Genomic DNA, 16,400 nt, shown 5'->3' on the forward strand with positions numbered 1-16,400 from the left:
TTCCACAGGGAATGCTACAGTTCGGGCAAACAGCGGTTAAACATTATTGAATGAGCTATTTTTCTTGTCATACATAGCCCTATGAACATTTTTTTGCGACGAATTCCTGCTAATACCAGGCATATTGAAATTTCCGAGTTTGTAGCCCCTGCATTAAAGAGCGGCTTGTTTAGAAAGTCCGGGCGCATCGTCGATATAGAGATTCTGGCTTTACAAGATACGCGGATAGGGACGATCGAATACCACGGCGTGGTGACGCTGGATTCCGAGCTTTCAGTGCAAAGAGTGGTAAAAGGCTTAAAAAATCGCCGTTTCAACGGCAGAATGGTGGTTGTCAGACCTTATTACCACCGTAGCTGGTACAACGATCCCAGGCAAAACCAAACGCCTGTCGCGCCCGACGTGATGGAAAAACGCAAAGGCGACCGCCGTCGCGGTAAATATTTGCAAGTGATCAAAAATGCATCCGATCGCTTCAACAGCGAAGACGATTTTTTCAAAACCGTTCACCATCAACAGTTCTCGATTTCGTTCATCGTACCGCCGGTCATGGAAGTTGCAATGATGGAGTGCTTGAACAGTTTTGAGGAAGAATTGCTTACCAGCGATACCGGCGAGCACAAGATTACCAAGTTTCTCACTGAAGCCGACGATGCCGAACAGCAAACCGCCCGGTTTCAGATTTATGCCGAAAAGATGGCTATTTCCGCCTTGCTGGAAAAATTGAAGGCCGAGTTTGCCGGGTCGGGTATTCATTATTGGATTATGCCAGTGGTTGAGAAAGGCGAGATTTGATTTTTTGGTATTTACTAAAAAGGCGTTAAACCGCATGCCGGTTTAACGCCTTTTTATTTGCAGGACGGTTTTAGACGTAATTGTTGGCAGGGGTTATCCGGCACCGCCAACGGCGTAAATAAGCAGATCGAATCGTGGGGAGCGGAACCGCAGATGCCGTGATTGAAATAAAGCCGTTCATATACTGCACATCAAAGTGTAGCAACGGAGCCAATCAGCCAAAAGCCAAATTTAACGTGCCAGGTTTTAAGGTCGTCGGTGTGAATGAATTGTTTTGCCTAGGCTTTTTATCACCAAGAATTTGGAATTCTGAAGGATAGCGAATACGGATTGCGATCTGTATGGCCGATGGCGGGGAGTGATAGCGCGGGTAAAGCGAGTAAAAAGACCGGCGCCAAATGTTTAAGGTGCCGGTCCGGATAGTACAGTGCGGGAAGTGGCGCTTTACTTTTCCAGTAACGCAAACTTGCCCGGTTTGCCGTTCCATTCGTCGGCATCCGGTAACGAGTCTTTCACTTCGGTGATGATAGGCCACTGTTTAGCCAGTTCCGCGTTCAGAGCCGCGAAGTGTTCTTGACCCTCAGGCAATTCGTCTTCGGCGTGGATGGCGTTGGCGGGGCATTCGGGCTCGCACAAGGTGCAATCGATACATTCGTCGGGGTCTATAACCAGAAAATTTGGACCTTCATGAAAGCAATCGACTGGGCAAACATCAACACAGTCGGTAAATTTGCATTTGATGCAGTTTTCGGTGATTACAAAAGCCATATTGTTCTTCCAAGGTTAGGTAAATGAACAAGCTGCCGTGCATTGCGGAAGCTTTATGGTTAAAAATGCACCTGCCGCTAAACGCGGCAGGTGGCTGATCGGCAATACTAAGCAGAGTAAGGGCTCAACAAGGTCAGCCCGGATGCCGCTTATTTGTCTTTGTTACGTTCCTTAACTTCTTTGATCACTTCTTCCGCGACGTTACGTGGGCAAGCGGTGTAGTGCGAGAACTCCATGGAGAACTGGCCGCGACCGGAAGTCATGGTACGCAAATCACCGATGTAACCGAACATATCGCTCAGCGGCACGTCGGCTTTGATACGTACACCGGTAACACCTGCATCTTGTGATTTGATCATGCCGCGGCGACGGTTCAAGTCGCCGATCACGTCACCGACGTGCGCATCCGGTGTGAATACGTCAACTTTCATGATCGGTTCCAGTAATTGCGGGTTACCTTTTGGGATCGATTGACGGTACGCGGCACGGGCGGCGATTTCGAAAGCGATGGACGAGGAGTCAACTGCGTGGAAAGCACCGTCGGTCAGGATGACTTTGAAGTCCAAGCAAGGGAAGCCTGCCAACACACCTTTGTCGATACTGGCTTTAAAGCCTTTTTCAACGGCAGGCCAGTATTCGCGAGGCACGTTACCGCCGGTAACTTGTGATTCGAATATGAAACCGCTGCCTGGCTCGCCTGGCTCGATCACATAATCGATTTTCGCGTATTGGCCGGAACCGCCCGATTGCTTTTTGTGGGTGTAGCTATCTTCGATACGTTGGGTAATGGTTTCGCGGTAAGCCACCTGTGGTTTACCCACGTTCACGTCTACCCCATGGGTACGGCGCAAAATGTCGACTTTGATGTCCAGATGCAACTCGCCCATCCCTTTGATGATGGTTTCGCCGCTTTCTTGGTCGGTTTCGACGCGGAACGATGGATCTTCTTGCACCATCTTGCCGATCGCTATACCCATTTTCTCGTTGCTGCCTTTGTCTTTTGGCGAAATCGCAATTGAGATAACAGGATCCGGGAATACCATCGGTTCCAGAGTCGCAGGTTGGTCCGGGTCGCACAGGGTATGGCCGGTTTGTACGTTTTTCAAACCGATCAAGGCCACGATGTCGCCAGCTTGCGCGGTTTCGATCTCGTTACGGTCGTCGGCGTGCATTTCCACCATACGGCCGATACGCTCGGTTTTGCCGGTAAAAGTGTTCAGCAAGGTATCGCCTTTTTTGATGCGGCCGGAGTAGATACGTACGAAGTTCAAGGCGCCGAAACGGTCGTCCATGATTTTGAATACCAATGCGCGCAACGGACGATCGGCATCGACAATCGCGTGTTCGCCGGTTGGAACGCCTTCCAGGTCGGTCTCAGGTTGCGGATTGACTTCGGTAGGATTAGGCAAGTATTCGATAACGCCATCCAACACCAATTGCACGCCTTTGTTTTTGAAAGATGAGCCGCAGAAAGTCGGGAAGAAATTCATCGCGATGGTGCCTTTACGGATACAGCGTTTGATTTCTTCGATGGTAGGCTCTTCGCCTTCCAAATATTTTTCCATGATGTCGTCGTCTTGATCGGCCACTTGGTCAATCAGTTTCGCGCGCCATTCTTCGACTTGCTCAACCATGTCGGCAGGCACGTCTTGAATTTCGTATTTCAATGGGTCGCCGGAGTTATCCCAAATCCAGGCTTTACGGGTCAGCAAGTCGACCACGCCGACAAAGTTTTCTTCTTCGCCGATAGGCAAGGTCATTACAACGGGTTTGGCGCCCAACACGTCTTCGACTTGTTTGACGACGCGATAGAAATTGGCTCCCAGTCTGTCCAGTTTGTTGACGTAAATGACGCGAGCGACTTTGGAGTCGTTCGCATAACGCCAGTTGGTTTCGGATTGCGGTTCAACGCCGCCGGAGCCGCAGAATACGCCAACACCGCCGTCCAATACTTTCAAGGAACGATAAACTTCGATAGTAAAGTCAACGTGCCCAGGGGTGTCGATGATATTGAAACGGTGCGGTTTGAATTGGTTAGTACTGCCCGGCCAAAAACAGGTGGTGGCGGCCGATTGAATGGTGATGCCGCGTTCTTGCTCTTGCACCATGAAGTCTGTCGTCGCCGCGCCATCGTGCACTTCGCCGATTTTGTGGATTTTTCCGGTCAGTTTCAAAATCCGCTCGGTGGTAGTGGTTTTACCGGCATCGACGTGAGCGAAGATGCCGATGTTTCTGTAAAGCGATAGATCAGTCATGGTTATACTCTAAAAATGGACATAAAAACTTTTAAACCCCAGCACCATTGCCACGGTTGGTTGTGGATCACATAGCTGCTAGCCTAGCGAAGTATGCGGCCGGTCTTCGCTTTGCAAGGTCTGAGGCGAAATTCACACGGCTTCTTCAAAGACAAGGTCAATGAAAATCTTCACATTCTAACCGAAAAACCAAAAAAAGCAGAATGTCAATTGTGTGATTTATTTAAGCGGGCTAGTGGAACGGAGTTGCAACTCCCGAAGTTGCATCAATACGTAAAGCGATTGCAGACAGGGGCAGTCTACACCTTGCCGCTGGGCAGCGCGCACCGCATTACCGAGAATGGCCTCGGTTTCCATGGTATGTCCGCGTTCGAAATCCAGCAGCATGCTGGTTTTGTAGGGCGGCATGTCGCGCGTCAGCGCAATATGACTTTCGACAATATCGGCCGGCAGAGGATGGCCGCAAGCTTCGGCAATACTACAGACTTCCCGCATGATGCGGCGAACAAAATTTTCCTGATTCTGCAATATCGCCTGAGTTGCCAGTCCGCCGGACAGCACCGACAAAGGATTGAACGGCGCATTCCAGACGCATTTCTGCCAGCGGCTGGCGACAATATCTTCACTGATCACACATTCGATGCCGGCCCGCTGGAATAAATCGCGCAAATACGGTGTTTTCGGCTCAGGTTTGCCCGACAGATTACCCAGGATCAACTTGCCGTAAGCCAAGTGGCTAATCTCGCCCGGAGCAAGCCGGTTACAGCAGATAAACGCCAGGCCGCTAATTAACAGGTTGCCAGGAAAGGCGTGCTGCAGTTCCTGTTCAATCTCGACACCATTTTGGATCAGCACAATCGCCGTGTGTGGCGCCACCGCATCGCGTATCAGTGCAACCCGGTCGATGTCGGCTGTTACCTTGCTGCATAAAATCAGATAATCGGCTTGACCGTTGTAGTCGGCGGCACTGCGCAATACTTGGCTAGGCATGAATTGCCAACCACCCAGAACATGGCTATCGATACGATATCCCTGGCGTTTAACAATGTCGTAATCCGAACGGCATACCACCGAGACATCGGTGCCGGCCTTGGCCAGCAATCCGCCATAAAACCCGCCGATGGCACCGGCACCAACGATCAATACCTTGTTGTTCATGTTTCGTCAGCCAGAATCTGCTTTAAAAACGGAATGGATAGTTTGCGTTGCGCGGCCAGGGTGGCGCGGTCGATTTTTTCCAGGAGCAGCCATAGAGCAGCTAAATCGTGCACATAATGATTTAACAAAAACCGCCCTACCGCCGGCGGAATATCGAAGCCCAGAAAATGCGCTTTATAGGTCAGCGCTTCGATTAACTGATCGTCGCGCAGGGGCTGAATTTTTAGCGTCAGTCCCCAGGCCATCCGAGTTTTCAGATCGGGTAAGGCAAAGCTTAAAAATTTCGGCGGGCAATCGGCGGCCAGCAGCAATTTATGATTGCTCTGCCGATGGCTATTATAAAAAGCGAACAGCGCGCGTTCCCAATCGTCATGGCCGGCAAGCATCTGAATGTCGTCGAAGCAGACCAGTTCCATGTCTTCCAGGCCTTCCAGCATGGCCGGCGCCGGCAATTTGTCAGCGGTAAACGCGAAATAGAACGGGTCTTTCCCGGCTAATTTGGCTTGCTGGCAACAGGCCTGCAATAAATGACTCTTACCGCTACCGGCATCGCCCCAGATAAAAATTTGCTGCTCGCCGCCGTTCGTGGCCAAAGTTTGTATCTGCGCGACGATTTCGGCGTTATTGCCGGGGAAAAAGCTGGCAAAGGTCTGATCGCTCTGAAACTCGAACTGTAACGGAACTTGCATACCGAAAATGCTCAGGCTTTTTCCGCTTTATACACGAACAAACCCGCGCCGAAGCACAACAATAGGCTGAACAGTACTTCCAGCAGCGCATAAGGTCGTTCCACTTGATTCACGTAGGCTTCGGCGACGCCATGAGCAAAATAAGGCAGGCTCAAATAACTCATCCAGGTACAGCTTTTCAGATTGCGGTTCAACAGGCCTTTGAACGGTAATAATAGCGGGCCGACCGAAATAATCAGAACCAAGGCGGTGGGCAGTTTAGTCGATGGCGATAACAGCGTGTGCCACGCCATCAGTAAAGCAAACAGGCCGAAAAAGCCGATTAGGGCCGCGTAGTAATAGTAGATTCGTTGCATGAGAGCGGCTAAAGCTTGGAGTGAGAGAGTTTAATCCCGGCTATTATCACAAAGTCCGGGCAATAGTGCCGCTCCGTTTTTACCCGTGCCTTGTGGTTTAGGGTTTCAGCGTTTCCTGCGTAACGCTTTGCAGGTCGCGTTCCCACGGCTTAAAGTTGGCAGCGATGGAATGGTTCTGAAAGCCTTTGCAAAATTCGGCGAAATCGTCCGTGGGCATGGGCTTGGCGAGCAGATAACCCTGGAGCAGATAGCAGCCTTCCTTTTTCAGAAACATCGCATGTTCCGGGGTTTCCACGCCTTCGGCTATTACTTCCAAACCCAGTCCGCGCGCCATGGCGATAATTGCCCTGATAATGGTGGCATCGCTCGGGTCGTCGATACAATCGCGCACGAAAGACTGGTCTATTTTCAATACATCCAGCGGAAATTGTTTTAAATAGCTGAGACTGGAATAACCGGTGCCGAAATCGTCGACGGCAAAACGCACACCCGCCTGTCTGAGCGTGGAGAAACTACGCTGAATTTCCGAACTGGGCCTCAGTAAACAGCTCTCGGTCAGCTCCAACTCCAAAGCATGCGGCGCGTGAGGCATCAATTTATCGAGTATGGCCAGCGTGCGGCGCGCAAAGTCGGGGTGCCAAAATTGCGGCGGCGCAACGTTAATGCTGACATGGAAGTCGGCATTGACCACGCCGAGCGCTTGCCAATGTACCAGGGAACGAAGCGCGGTCTCCAGCACCCATTCGCCTATCGGCAAAATCAGGCCGGTTTCTTCAGCTAAGGGGATGAATTCTATCGGCGATATCCAGTTGTCCCTGAACCGCCAGCGTAATAAAGCCTCCGCTCCGACCAGACGGCCGCTACGGCAATCGTATTTAGGCTGGAAGTACAAGTGCAGTTCGTTCAACTCCAGCGCCCGCTTCAGTCCGGTTTCCAGTGCCAACAAGCGCGCGTCGCGTTGTTGTAAGGAGGGTTCGTAGAATCTATGGGTATTGCGGCCTTGGGTTTTGGCTTCGTACATGGCGCAATCGGCGTGACGAATCAAGGCTTCGCTGTCTTCGGCATCGTGCGGACACAGGGCAATGCCGATACTGAAGCTGGTGCTGATTTCATGTCCCCTGATTTCGAACGGATAGGCCAGTTCCCGGCCGATTTGTTCGGCTATTTGGCCGGCATCCAGTCGGGCTTGGGCGGAGTCGGCATTCAAGTCGTTCAGTATCATCACAAATTCGTCGCCGCCCATGCGTGCCACGGTGTCGCAAACCCTGATCTGACTATGCAGCCGCTGAGCGACTTCTTGTAACAATTGATCGCCGAAGGAATGGCCCAAGGTATCGTTGACATATTTAAAGCGGTCCAGATCGAGAAATAAAAGTGCCATTGAGCTCTGCCGGCGGTGGGTTTGGGTCAGCGCCAGTTGCAAATGTTCTCGTAACAGCGTGCGATTGGCCAGGCCGGTTAGGTCGTCGTAAAACGCCTGCCGTTCCAGCATGGCTTGATAATTTTCGACTTCCTTGCGGTAGTCACTCAACCAGGAAACCATCAGATTGAAGGCTTGCACCAGCTCGTGGATTTCCGGACCGTTGTGGCTCAATGAGACCGGTTGGATATCGCCTTCGGTGAGCTTATGGGCGGCTTCGGCCAGCCGCTTCAATGGCGCGGCGATACGCGCCGTCAAAGCCAACGAAACGGTCAGGCCGATAAGCAGAATTACCGCAACCACCACCAGGCCTAGTTTTACCGCATGTTGCACTACCACGACGAAGTCGTTCATATCCATCGCCAAATGCACGGAGCCGATGACTTTGTTGGTGGTCGGTGTATCCAGAAACAGCGCATCTTCGTTTTCAAAACCGGCACTGGTAATAGGTTGGACTATTTCCAGAATGCTTTGCCGCTGCGGGTTGTGCCACCACTGCCACAAATTTGCCGGCAGCTTGTCGGCCGATGTTGCCGTCGTTTGTTTGTTGCGCGCATCGGTGAACATTTGCGCCAAAGGCTTGCCCTGGGCGTCGCTTACGATGACATAGGCTAGCCCAGGTACCTTCTTCAGGCGTTCCAATTGGCGTTCCAGCAAAATGCTTTGACCGGTGATGACCGGATATTCGCAGGTCTCCGCCAGCATTGCCGCCAAGGCCCGGCTATGTTGGTGACGCGCGTCGAATTGCCGGGTGAGCTGAGTATAGGTGGCGATAAAGCCGACACTGAGCGCGGTGACCAACACCAATGCCACATTCAATAAATTGAAGCGAGTCGCCATGCTGAACGTTAGCTTAAATTTCACTGCACCACCTCGGCAATCTCCGCTTGCCAGAGTTCCGGGAAGGCCAGTTTCATGTGTTCGGCGGTTTTATTATTGAATACCGGTCTGACTTTGCGCGGCGTTTGCGGCGGTAAAGCGGCCGGGCTAGATCCCTTGCCGAGTATTGCCCAGGCCAGCTCGCCGGCTTGCATCCCCAGATCGGTATAGTCCCAATCCAGCGCGTAAATGGCGCCGGCCCTGACCCATTGCGCCGACAAACCGATCAGCGGCGTGCGATTGCGGAACGAATACAGCAATAATTCACGCACCGCGACGGCATTAAATGCCGTGACGCCGTCCAAGGCCCATACCGCGTCCAGTTGCGATGGCAGTTGTTTTAATAGTGTCGGCAAATCCTCGGGGCTGGAGGCCGGCGCCGAAATCAGTTCCATGCCTTCCGCCCGTGCCATCTGCTGCAGGGCCTGAAATAAGCGGACGCCGTGGCGCGGATCGTAAATCACCGCAATATGGCGGGCATCGGGCAATATGCGCCGCAGCCATTGCCATTGCAACGAGGGCGTAAAGTCCAGGCCAACGCCGGTCATATTCGGGTAGGCATGCAACTCTTCATTATCCAGTACCAGTCCCGAGACTGCAGGGATAGTGCGGTTTAACGCCTGCGACGTGCGCGTAGCGGGGGTGCCGAGGGTAAGTAGTAATTGCGGCGGCCGTTTGGTCAAGCGTTCCGCCAGCCAAGTGGTCGAGGCCGATTCGTCTACGGTTTGCACGTCAAAATCAGCCGCGAGACCGCGTTGACTCAATGCGGATTTGAAGCCTTCCAGCGTTTGCCGGTAAGGCGGGCCGTCATGGCTCTGCAAAACCAGGATATCCAGGGCTAAGGCAGCAGTCGCCGGTCCGAATGCCGCCAAGCCAAGGCACAGTTGGCCGAATAGCCCGCCGCATCGCCGGCGGGGAATTAGATAGTGCCCCGCCGCCACGCATATTAATATCGACAAGGCTAGCAGCATGGGTAGCTGACCCGAGGAGGCGGACATGCGCTCGGCAAGATCAAAATTCCAGCCCCAGACGCAGGCGAAAATTGCGCCCGTCCTGCGGCACTAGGCTCGGCAAAGGTTTGCTGCTGTTGGGCGGAATGAAACGAGGATCGGCGTAATCTTCTTCAAACAAGTTATAAATACCGCCGCTCAATTCGACGCCGGGTAGCCATTTTCGGGAAAACACAATCAGATTGGTCAGCACGTAATCGTTGGCACTGCTGCCGCCGACGCCGGCCCGGGTGCTAACGTACTGGGTTTCGATACTGGCAAACAATTTATCCTGCCACAATGGCGCACTGATATTGAGCTTGAGCATATGGGTTGGCGAGTTCAAGGCCTTATCGGCGCCGGCGATGCGGGTTTGCTGGTAGGTGTAGCTGAATCGGCCTTCGAAATTTCGAAAGCGGCCCTGCAACTGGGTTTCCAGGCCGTGTGCCTCGGCGTTTCCCAGATTGCGAAATTGGGTTATTCCGTTGTCGCTGACTTGATTGATCAGGTCGCTCAGCTGGTTATAGTAGGGGCTGAGACGTAAATCCAAATATTCGTTAAGCTTTTGCTCCAGTACGATTTCGTAAGACTCTATCCGCTCCGGATTCAGGGCAGGATTGCCCAGCCACGCACCTTGGCAACAGGTATAAACGCTTTCGAATGCGTTGGGCGCGCGAAATGCGGTGCCGTAAAGCAGTTTGACGGTGGTGTCGGCAAAGGGTTGATAGATCAGGCCCAGCCTCGGGTTAGCGGTATCGCCGAAGTTATCGTAGCGATCGTAACGCACGCCGGCGTGTAAACTCAGATTGTCCAGCAGACTCCATTCGTCTTGCAGGAAAATACCGGCAATGCTGCTGTTCAGGTTGTTATTCGCCCAGCTTTGATAGGGTTGGATATCGTAGTTCAGCATTTGCTGGTGATAATTACGCCGATATTCGCTGCCCAGCGTTAGCCGATGGCTTTCGAAAAAAGTGTGGCTCAAAAGCACCTCGCCGCCGAACCAGTTACCTTGCCAATAGTCCTGGTTGGTCAGCAATTGCGCAGCGTTTATGCTGTTGAGATCGTCGTCGAATTCGTAGCCGTCCCAGAACAGACGGCCGGTCAGTTCCCAATCGTTGGAAAACGTGTGCCGGTAATTCAAATCGGCATATGCCCGGCGGTCGTGGTAATGGCTGCCTTGTACGCCCAGATCGGCGCCGACGCTACCGGCGGGAATGGACTTCTTGCGTTGCAGGTAAGCGCCGCTGAGCGTGAAATCGCCCCAGGCCAGTTTGCCGAACAAGCGTTCGACTTGTTCGCCGTCCAGATTGTTTACATTACCTAAATCGCCGTAATTTAGCGTGTGGTGGCCGTCGCTGTGATAAACGCTGGCCGACAGCAGGCCTTCCATACCGTTGGTGAACTTTTGTCCGTAACTCACTTGGCCTTGGTGGCTGTCGTAACTCGCCACTTCGGAGCCGAGCCGGGCGCCTTGCAGGTCGCGGCCGCGCTGGGTGATCACGTTGACGACCGCGAATACCGCGCTGCTGCCGTACAGCGAAGAAGCCGGTCCGCGTACCACTTCCACCCGTTCGATATTTTCGACATCCACCAGAAAATCGCGGCCCAAACCGGCGTAGTCTTGCAGGCTTTCGTTGACGCGGTGGCCGTCTATCAAGACCAGAATGCGGGTATTGTAATCGCCGGGCGGCGCAAAGCCGCGCACGCCGACATGGTTATAAGCCCGGTCGTAAGTATTGAGGAAGCCGGGCAGGCTGCCCAGCATGGCGGCGACGGTGCGCCAGCCGTAACGCTTGATTTGTTCGGAACTGATGATGTCTACAGCTGCCGGGGCTTTGGTGATCGGTTGCTCGTGACGCGACGCGCTAAACACCGAGGGCAGTTCGCCGAATAACAAGCTTTGTTCGTCGCCGGCTTCAGCGGCTTGAGCGTCTTCTTCAGCGTGAAGATATCGGGGCAACGCCAGTAAAGTAACGGCCAACAGTAAGTAGCTAGGGACGAGTGACATGGCGTTTGGCTGTAAGCAAAGTGGCTAAAGATCCTTTATGGACTTAAAAACTACCCATTTTTAGGGGGTAGCAACGACGCCAAATCCGGTCGCCCGCTTACTTTAGCTAGTTTCTGCTCAAACGCAAATCAAGGAAATTTTAGTGCGCGGATTTAGCGACAATTAATTTGAATGTTTGCAAAACGTCTCAAGTTCGAAAAAAACCGCGATTGCCGAACCAGAGAGCCACGTTCACCAAGCCTATCATCACCGGTACTTCGATCAGCGGCCCGATCACGGCCGCAAATGCCGCACCGCTGTTGATGCCGAATACCGCCACGGCCACCGCGATTGCCAACTCGAAATTATTGCTGGCGGCAGTGAAAGCCAGGGTAGTGGTTTTACCGTAATCCGCGCCTACGGCTTTGCCCATCGCAAAGCTCAGCAAAAACATCGCCACGAAATAAATCAGCAGCGGTACCGCAATCCGTACGACGTCCAACGGCAGTTGCACGATCAGGTCGCCTTTTAACGAGAACATCACGACGATGGTAAACAACAAGGCAATCAGGGTCAGCGGGCTGATTTTCGGGACGAAACTGCGTTGGTACCACGCCTTGCCCTTGGCTTCGACCAATAAAAATCGGGTGGTGAAGCCGGCGACGAACGGAATGCCCAGATAGATGAATACGCTTTTGGCGATCTCAGCGATGGTAATTTCCACCAAGCTGCCCGGCAGTCCAAACAGCGGCGGCAGTACGGTAATAAACAGCCAAGCATACACACTGTAAAACAGTACTTGAAACACGCTGTTGAACGCCACCAGACCGGCTGCATAGTCGTTATCGCCGCGCGCCAGTTCGTTCCAGACGATGACCATCGCAATACAGCGCGCCAAGCCGATCAGGATCAAACCGGTCATATATTCCGGATAGTCGCGCAGGCACAGAATGGCCAGTGCAAACATCAACAGCGGACCGATGACCCAGTTTTGTAACAGCGAAATCCCCAATATCCGCCAGTTGCGGAACACGTCGCCCAGCTCTTCGTAACGGACCTTGGCCAGCGGCGGATACATCATCAAAATCAGCCCGACGGCGATCGGGATATTGGTGGTGCCGATCGAAACCGCACGATTCAGGTCGGTGACCTGGGTTGGAAACAGAAAACCGATGCCGACGCCGAGCGACATTGCGGCAAAAATCCACAAGGTCAGGAAACGGTCGAGAAAGGATAAGCGGGCGTGGGGACAGCTGGGTGGATTCATGGGGGGCCGGATAGTGTGGTTCGCGAGCGGTTCGTCGGGCAATTGCTTATTGCTAAGTCTTGGGTTTGCAACAGGCCGAGGCGGGAGGTAGTTGAATCGCGTCATCCTCGCCAAACATCGGAATGCTCTGCAGAGAGTGAAACGCTTCCCAGGCGATGCCCTGCGGATCGACCGTCCAATATTTGTCTGATTGTGCATAACAGCAAGCGGCCTGTTTTTGCGCCGCCACCGGCAAGACTGCGTCCGTCAGCGCTTGTTGCACGGATTCCAGCTCAGCGGGCGATTCGGCTTGCAGGCCAAGATGATCCAGTCCGGGTTGGCGCCCGCGCATCGAGATGGCAAAGTTGATACGCGGGTCGTCCAGCATCCACTTGGCATAATCGGCTTCGCGTACCGACGGCTCGGCTTGAAATAAGGTGTTGTAAAAATCGATGTTCCGTTCCAGATCGTCGACGGCGATGTGTATATGAAAGCGTTTCATGGCTATTGCTCGGTCGGTATTGTGATATTTAATGCGTCCAAGCCGTTACCGCCGGTCAATGCCAGCAAACGCCGCACACCCACCGGTTCGTCCGCCAGTAACGGTACCACCGCATAACGTTGGGCATGCCGTTTGGCGACGGCTTCGATTTCGGGGATTTCGTTGGCGGCGCGTTGCCGCAGCAAGGGCGAATGGACGACGTTTGCGGCGATGCAGTTATTGATCACCCACGCCCAGGGTTCTATGCCGGCCCGGCGCAGATCGGCCTGTAGATTGACTGCCTCCAGTACCGGCGTGGTTTCCGCCAGCGTGACCAATATGACTTTGGTTTGCTTCGGGTCCTGCAACTGCATCATTGGCGTCAGGAAATGCGTACTGCTATCCATCTGCCGACTAACTTCGCGGTGATAAGCGCCGGTGGCATCCAGCAACAGCAAGGTATGGCCCGTCGGCGCGGTATCCATGACCACGAATTTTTTACCGGCTTCCCGGATGATGCGGGAAAAGGCCTGGAATACGGCGATTTCCTCGGTGCAAGGCGAGCGTAAATCCTCTTCCAGCAAGGCCCGGCCGGCTGCGTCCAGCTTGGCGCCTTTGCTTGCCAGTACGTGTTGGCGATAACGTTCGGTTTCCGCGTGCGGATCGATGCGGCTGACGCTTAGATGGTCCAACGCTCCGTCCAGGGTTTCGCTCAAATGCGCGGCCGGATCGGAAGTAGTTAGATGTACCGGCAGACCGCGCCGCGCCAGCTCCACCGCCACGGCGGCCGCCAGCGTGGTTTTGCCGACGCCGCCCTTGCCCATCAGCATCACCAGCCCATGCCCGTCGGCGGCAATCTCATCGACCAGTTTTGATAGGTTAGGTGCTTGAATGGTGCTGCGGATCCCTTCGCTACGGGTAGATACCGGTGCCGCGGCGCATAGCAATTGCCGCAACGCAGCCAGTCCGACCAGATTAAACGGTTTCAATTCGATGCGATCAATGGGCAGCGCTGCGAGCGCTTGCGGTATCTCGGCCAGTGCCCGTTGTTCACGTCGATATAGGGCGGTTGCCAGCGAATCTTGCGCCGTTTCACGCGCCGGCAAAATTCCGTTGATCAGCAAATATTGCTGCGATAAGCCGATAGCCTCTAATTCTTCATGGGTACGCGCCACTTCCCATAACGTGGAATGCTGAGCACGAGCTACCAGAATCAGGCGGCTACGCATCGGGTCGGCTAATGCCTCGACGGCTTGTTTGTATTGGCTGCGTTGTTTCGCCAATCCGGCCAAAGGGCCCAGGCAAGAGGCATCGCCCTTGCCTGTTTCCAGAAAGCCGCTCCAGGCGCCGGGTAGTTGTAATAGGCGGATGGTATGGCCGGTAGGTGCGGTATCGAACACGATATGGTCGTAACCGGCGGTTAATGCCGAATCGGTCAGCAAAGCGGTGAATTCGTCGAACGCAGCGATCTCCGTGGTGCAGGCGCCGGACAATTGTTCTTCTATACCTTTTACCACGCCGTCCGGTAACACGCCGCGTACCGGGCCGAGGATGCGGTCGCGATAAGCCTGGGCCGCGGCTTGCGGATCGATCTCCAGCGCCGCCAAGCCGTTTACGGCCGGAATCGCGGTGATCCGGTTACCTATGTTGACGCTGAACACCTGGCCGACATTGGATGCCGGATCGGTGCTGACCAGCAACACTTGGCGCCCGGCATCCGCCAGCCTTATAGCCGTGGCGCAGGCGATAGAGGTCTTGCCGACGCCGCCCTTGCCGGTGAAAAACAGGAAGCGCGGCGCGCGGTCAAGAAACTTCATCGGCTACGATTAGCAGCACTTACTGCCGCTGCAACAGCCTGATGGAGGCGTTTCCGCCGCCTCGGCAACGCCAAGCCAACGTGTCAATTCCGCCCGGCTCGGATAACGTCCCGCCAACGCAATTTCGCCGTTGATTAAAATCAATGGCAGCCCTTCCGCGCCGGAGCGCTCCAGAAAGCTTTTTACGACCGGGTTTTCGGCAAACGCCAGCGGTTGCTGAGCCAGATTGTAGCGGTCGATCTGGAAGCCGTTTTGCTCGGCCCAATCCACATCGGCGGCAAAGCCGACCAATTGTTGATCGACATCCACGCCGCACACGCCGCTGCTACAGCACAAGGCCGGGTCGAATACTTGAATGTTTGCCATGCCAAACTCCTAAATCAGGGTAATAAAACGCCGATGCGATCCAGCTCGGCTTTCAGTTGTGCCGGGTTGTGTTGTAACTCGTCCAGCGGCAAGGTCAGAAAGGTTTCGATGCGGTGGCGCAAGATGCGATAAGCAGTCATGAAAGCGGCGTCGATTTCCTGTTCCGTGCCTGTGATGTGAGCGGGATCGTCCACGCCCCAGTGGCTGCGCAACACCGGACCCAGATAAGCCGGGCAGGTTTCGTTGGCCGCGTTGCCGCAGACGCTGAGTACGATGTCCGGCGTGACCGGTAGATCGTTCCAGGATTTGCTGTAATAACCTGCGGTGGAAATGCCTTCGCGTTCCAGCAAAGCCAGCGAGCGCGGATGCACTTGGCCGGTGGGTTTGCTGCCGGCGCTTAACGCGTGCCAGCCCGCCGGCGCCAGATGATTGAAAGTCGCCTCGCCGAGGATGGAACGGCAGGAATTGCCGGTGCAAAGAAACAACACGTTCATGATTACGCGTCCGCTGGAGTGGAGGAAAGAGAAGATTGGGGTTCGCAGCAGCCCGTTGCCGAATCGGTCTCGAAACATTGTTCGGGGTGGCCGGTACAACATTCGGCGGTCAGATAGCCGATCAGATCGTGCATCAGCGTCAAATTTGCCCGATAACGCTGATAACGGCCCTCCGCCGTGACGTTGATCAGCCCGGAATAAGTCATTGCCTTTAAATGGAAGGACAAATTGGTCGGCGGCAAGCCCAGTTGCGCGGCAATTTCGCCGGCAACCAAGCCGGCGGGCGCGTTTTTAACCAACAGCCGGTAAACGTCCAACCTGACAGCGGAAGCGAGTGATTCAAAGATGGTGGTGGCAAGTTGCGTATCCATTGGGCAACTATACAACAATTATTGAAATATTAAAACAAATCGTTCCTAGTAAATCTCAGAGTTTATTGTTCAGAGCCAGGCAATCAGGGATGATATGAGGAATGTTATAACCATTTGTTAGGCCTCTATGAACTACCTTTCTGACCTATTTTCCACCCCCTAACCGTGAATGGAGAAGAGTTGAAGGGGCTTCCGAACAAGAACTTGCTAAGCTGAGGGAGGTATTGTCATTTGAACCATCTGTTGAGTATCTGGAATTTCTTCGCTTCTAAAATGGTGGCGAAGGAGAGCTGGCTCTTGAGCCACTGTGGTTTCAGTTATTTGACGTC

The 16,400-nt window shown here is 53.9% G+C and carries 15 protein-coding genes; 1 reads left to right on the forward strand and 14 read right to left on the reverse strand.

The window, feature by feature from the left end; translation table 11 throughout:
* Positions 1-81: 81 nt before the first annotated feature.
* A complete protein-coding gene (locus tag ACH50O_RS18725; RefSeq protein ID WP_446809265.1) occupies positions 82-795 on the forward strand; it encodes a DUF3240 family protein in 714 nt (237 codons plus the stop codon).
* A gap of 444 nt (positions 796-1,239) precedes the next feature.
* On the opposite strand, the gene fdxA is transcribed toward ACH50O_RS18725, so the two are convergent.
* From fdxA to ACH50O_RS18795, 14 genes are all read right to left on the reverse strand, one after another.
* Positions 1,240-1,563 (reverse strand): ferredoxin FdxA, encoded by a 324-nt coding sequence (fdxA, locus tag ACH50O_RS18730; protein ID WP_033158287.1) that lies wholly within the window; start codon positions 1,561-1,563, stop codon positions 1,240-1,242.
* A 149-nt stretch (positions 1,564-1,712) separates the two neighbouring features.
* On the reverse strand, positions 1,713-3,818 hold the full coding sequence (fusA, locus tag ACH50O_RS18735; RefSeq protein ID WP_446809266.1) for an elongation factor G: 2,106 nt from the start codon (positions 3,816-3,818) through the stop codon (positions 1,713-1,715).
* Positions 3,819-4,037: 219 nt separating this feature from the next.
* Complete coding sequence (locus ACH50O_RS18740; protein WP_446809267.1) at positions 4,038-4,976, reverse strand: ketopantoate reductase family protein; 939 nt, start codon at positions 4,974-4,976, stop codon at positions 4,038-4,040.
* The gene (gene hda, locus ACH50O_RS18745; RefSeq protein ID WP_446809268.1) at positions 4,973-5,665 is read right to left on the reverse strand and encodes a DnaA regulatory inactivator Hda; all 693 of its coding nucleotides are present in this window, start codon (positions 5,663-5,665) and stop codon (positions 4,973-4,975) included. The genes ACH50O_RS18740 and hda overlap by 4 nt, the downstream gene beginning before the upstream one ends.
* Before the next feature lie 11 nt (positions 5,666-5,676).
* Positions 5,677-6,021 carry a DUF2069 domain-containing protein gene (locus tag ACH50O_RS18750; RefSeq protein WP_446809269.1) on the reverse strand — a complete coding sequence of 115 codons (345 nt, stop codon included), beginning with the start codon at positions 6,019-6,021 and terminating at the stop codon, positions 5,677-5,679.
* Between the two features lie 97 nt (positions 6,022-6,118).
* On the reverse strand, positions 6,119-8,305 hold the full coding sequence (locus ACH50O_RS18755; RefSeq protein ID WP_446809270.1) for a putative bifunctional diguanylate cyclase/phosphodiesterase: 2,187 nt from the start codon (positions 8,303-8,305) through the stop codon (positions 6,119-6,121).
* On the reverse strand, positions 8,302-9,318 hold the full coding sequence (locus tag ACH50O_RS18760) for an ABC transporter substrate-binding protein (RefSeq protein WP_446809271.1): 1,017 nt from the start codon (positions 9,316-9,318) through the stop codon (positions 8,302-8,304). The genes ACH50O_RS18755 and ACH50O_RS18760 overlap by 4 nt, the downstream gene beginning before the upstream one ends.
* Positions 9,319-9,331: 13 nt before the next feature.
* On the reverse strand, positions 9,332-11,317 hold the full coding sequence (locus tag ACH50O_RS18765) for a TonB-dependent receptor plug domain-containing protein (RefSeq protein WP_446809272.1): 1,986 nt from the start codon (positions 11,315-11,317) through the stop codon (positions 9,332-9,334).
* A gap of 187 nt (positions 11,318-11,504) precedes the next feature.
* Complete coding sequence (gene arsB / locus ACH50O_RS18770) at positions 11,505-12,563, reverse strand: ACR3 family arsenite efflux transporter (RefSeq protein WP_446809273.1); 1,059 nt, start codon at positions 12,561-12,563, stop codon at positions 11,505-11,507.
* 52 nt (positions 12,564-12,615) lie between these two features.
* A complete protein-coding gene (locus ACH50O_RS18775; RefSeq protein WP_446809274.1) occupies positions 12,616-13,044 on the reverse strand; it encodes an ArsI/CadI family heavy metal resistance metalloenzyme in 429 nt (142 codons plus the stop codon).
* Between the two features lie 2 nt (positions 13,045-13,046).
* On the reverse strand, positions 13,047-14,840 hold the full coding sequence (arsA, locus tag ACH50O_RS18780; RefSeq protein ID WP_446809275.1) for an arsenical pump-driving ATPase: 1,794 nt from the start codon (positions 14,838-14,840) through the stop codon (positions 13,047-13,049).
* A 9-nt stretch (positions 14,841-14,849) separates the two neighbouring features.
* The gene (arsD, locus tag ACH50O_RS18785) at positions 14,850-15,206 is read right to left on the reverse strand and encodes an arsenite efflux transporter metallochaperone ArsD (RefSeq protein WP_446809276.1); all 357 of its coding nucleotides are present in this window, start codon (positions 15,204-15,206) and stop codon (positions 14,850-14,852) included.
* 14 nt (positions 15,207-15,220) lie between these two features.
* Positions 15,221-15,700 (reverse strand): arsenate reductase ArsC, encoded by a 480-nt coding sequence (locus tag ACH50O_RS18790; RefSeq protein WP_446809277.1) that lies wholly within the window; start codon positions 15,698-15,700, stop codon positions 15,221-15,223.
* Between the two features lie 2 nt (positions 15,701-15,702).
* A complete protein-coding gene (locus ACH50O_RS18795; RefSeq protein ID WP_446809278.1) occupies positions 15,703-16,071 on the reverse strand; it encodes an ArsR/SmtB family transcription factor in 369 nt (122 codons plus the stop codon).
* Positions 16,072-16,400 lie beyond the last annotated feature (329 nt).

This window comes from Methylomonas sp. 2BW1-5-20 (assembly GCF_052474515.1).

Bases quoted from the DNA above. Each gene is read 5' to 3' on its own strand.
- ACH50O_RS18725 (WP_446809265.1), top strand. From the start codon at position 82: ATGAACATTTTTTTGCGACGAATTCCTGCTAATACCAGGCATATTGAA.
- fdxA (WP_033158287.1), bottom strand. From the start codon at position 1,563: ATGGCTTTTGTAATCACCGAAAACTGCATCAAATGCAAATTTACCGAC.
- fusA (WP_446809266.1), bottom strand. From the start codon at position 3,818: ATGACTGATCTATCGCTTTACAGAAACATCGGCATCTTCGCTCACGTC.
- ACH50O_RS18740 (WP_446809267.1), bottom strand. From the start codon at position 4,976: ATGAACAACAAGGTATTGATCGTTGGTGCCGGTGCCATCGGCGGGTTT.
- hda (WP_446809268.1), bottom strand. From the start codon at position 5,665: ATGCAAGTTCCGTTACAGTTCGAGTTTCAGAGCGATCAGACCTTTGCC.
- ACH50O_RS18750 (WP_446809269.1), bottom strand. From the start codon at position 6,021: ATGCAACGAATCTACTATTACTACGCGGCCCTAATCGGCTTTTTCGGC.
- ACH50O_RS18760 (WP_446809271.1), bottom strand. From the start codon at position 9,318: ATGTCCGCCTCCTCGGGTCAGCTACCCATGCTGCTAGCCTTGTCGATA.
- ACH50O_RS18765 (WP_446809272.1), bottom strand. From the start codon at position 11,317: ATGTCACTCGTCCCTAGCTACTTACTGTTGGCCGTTACTTTACTGGCG.
- arsB (WP_446809273.1), bottom strand. From the start codon at position 12,563: ATGAATCCACCCAGCTGTCCCCACGCCCGCTTATCCTTTCTCGACCGT.
- ACH50O_RS18775 (WP_446809274.1), bottom strand. From the start codon at position 13,044: ATGAAACGCTTTCATATACACATCGCCGTCGACGATCTGGAACGGAAC.
- arsA (WP_446809275.1), bottom strand. From the start codon at position 14,840: ATGAAGTTTCTTGACCGCGCGCCGCGCTTCCTGTTTTTCACCGGCAAG.
- arsD (WP_446809276.1), bottom strand. From the start codon at position 15,206: ATGGCAAACATTCAAGTATTCGACCCGGCCTTGTGCTGTAGCAGCGGC.
- ACH50O_RS18790 (WP_446809277.1), bottom strand. From the start codon at position 15,700: ATGAACGTGTTGTTTCTTTGCACCGGCAATTCCTGCCGTTCCATCCTC.
- ACH50O_RS18795 (WP_446809278.1), bottom strand. From the start codon at position 16,071: ATGGATACGCAACTTGCCACCACCATCTTTGAATCACTCGCTTCCGCT.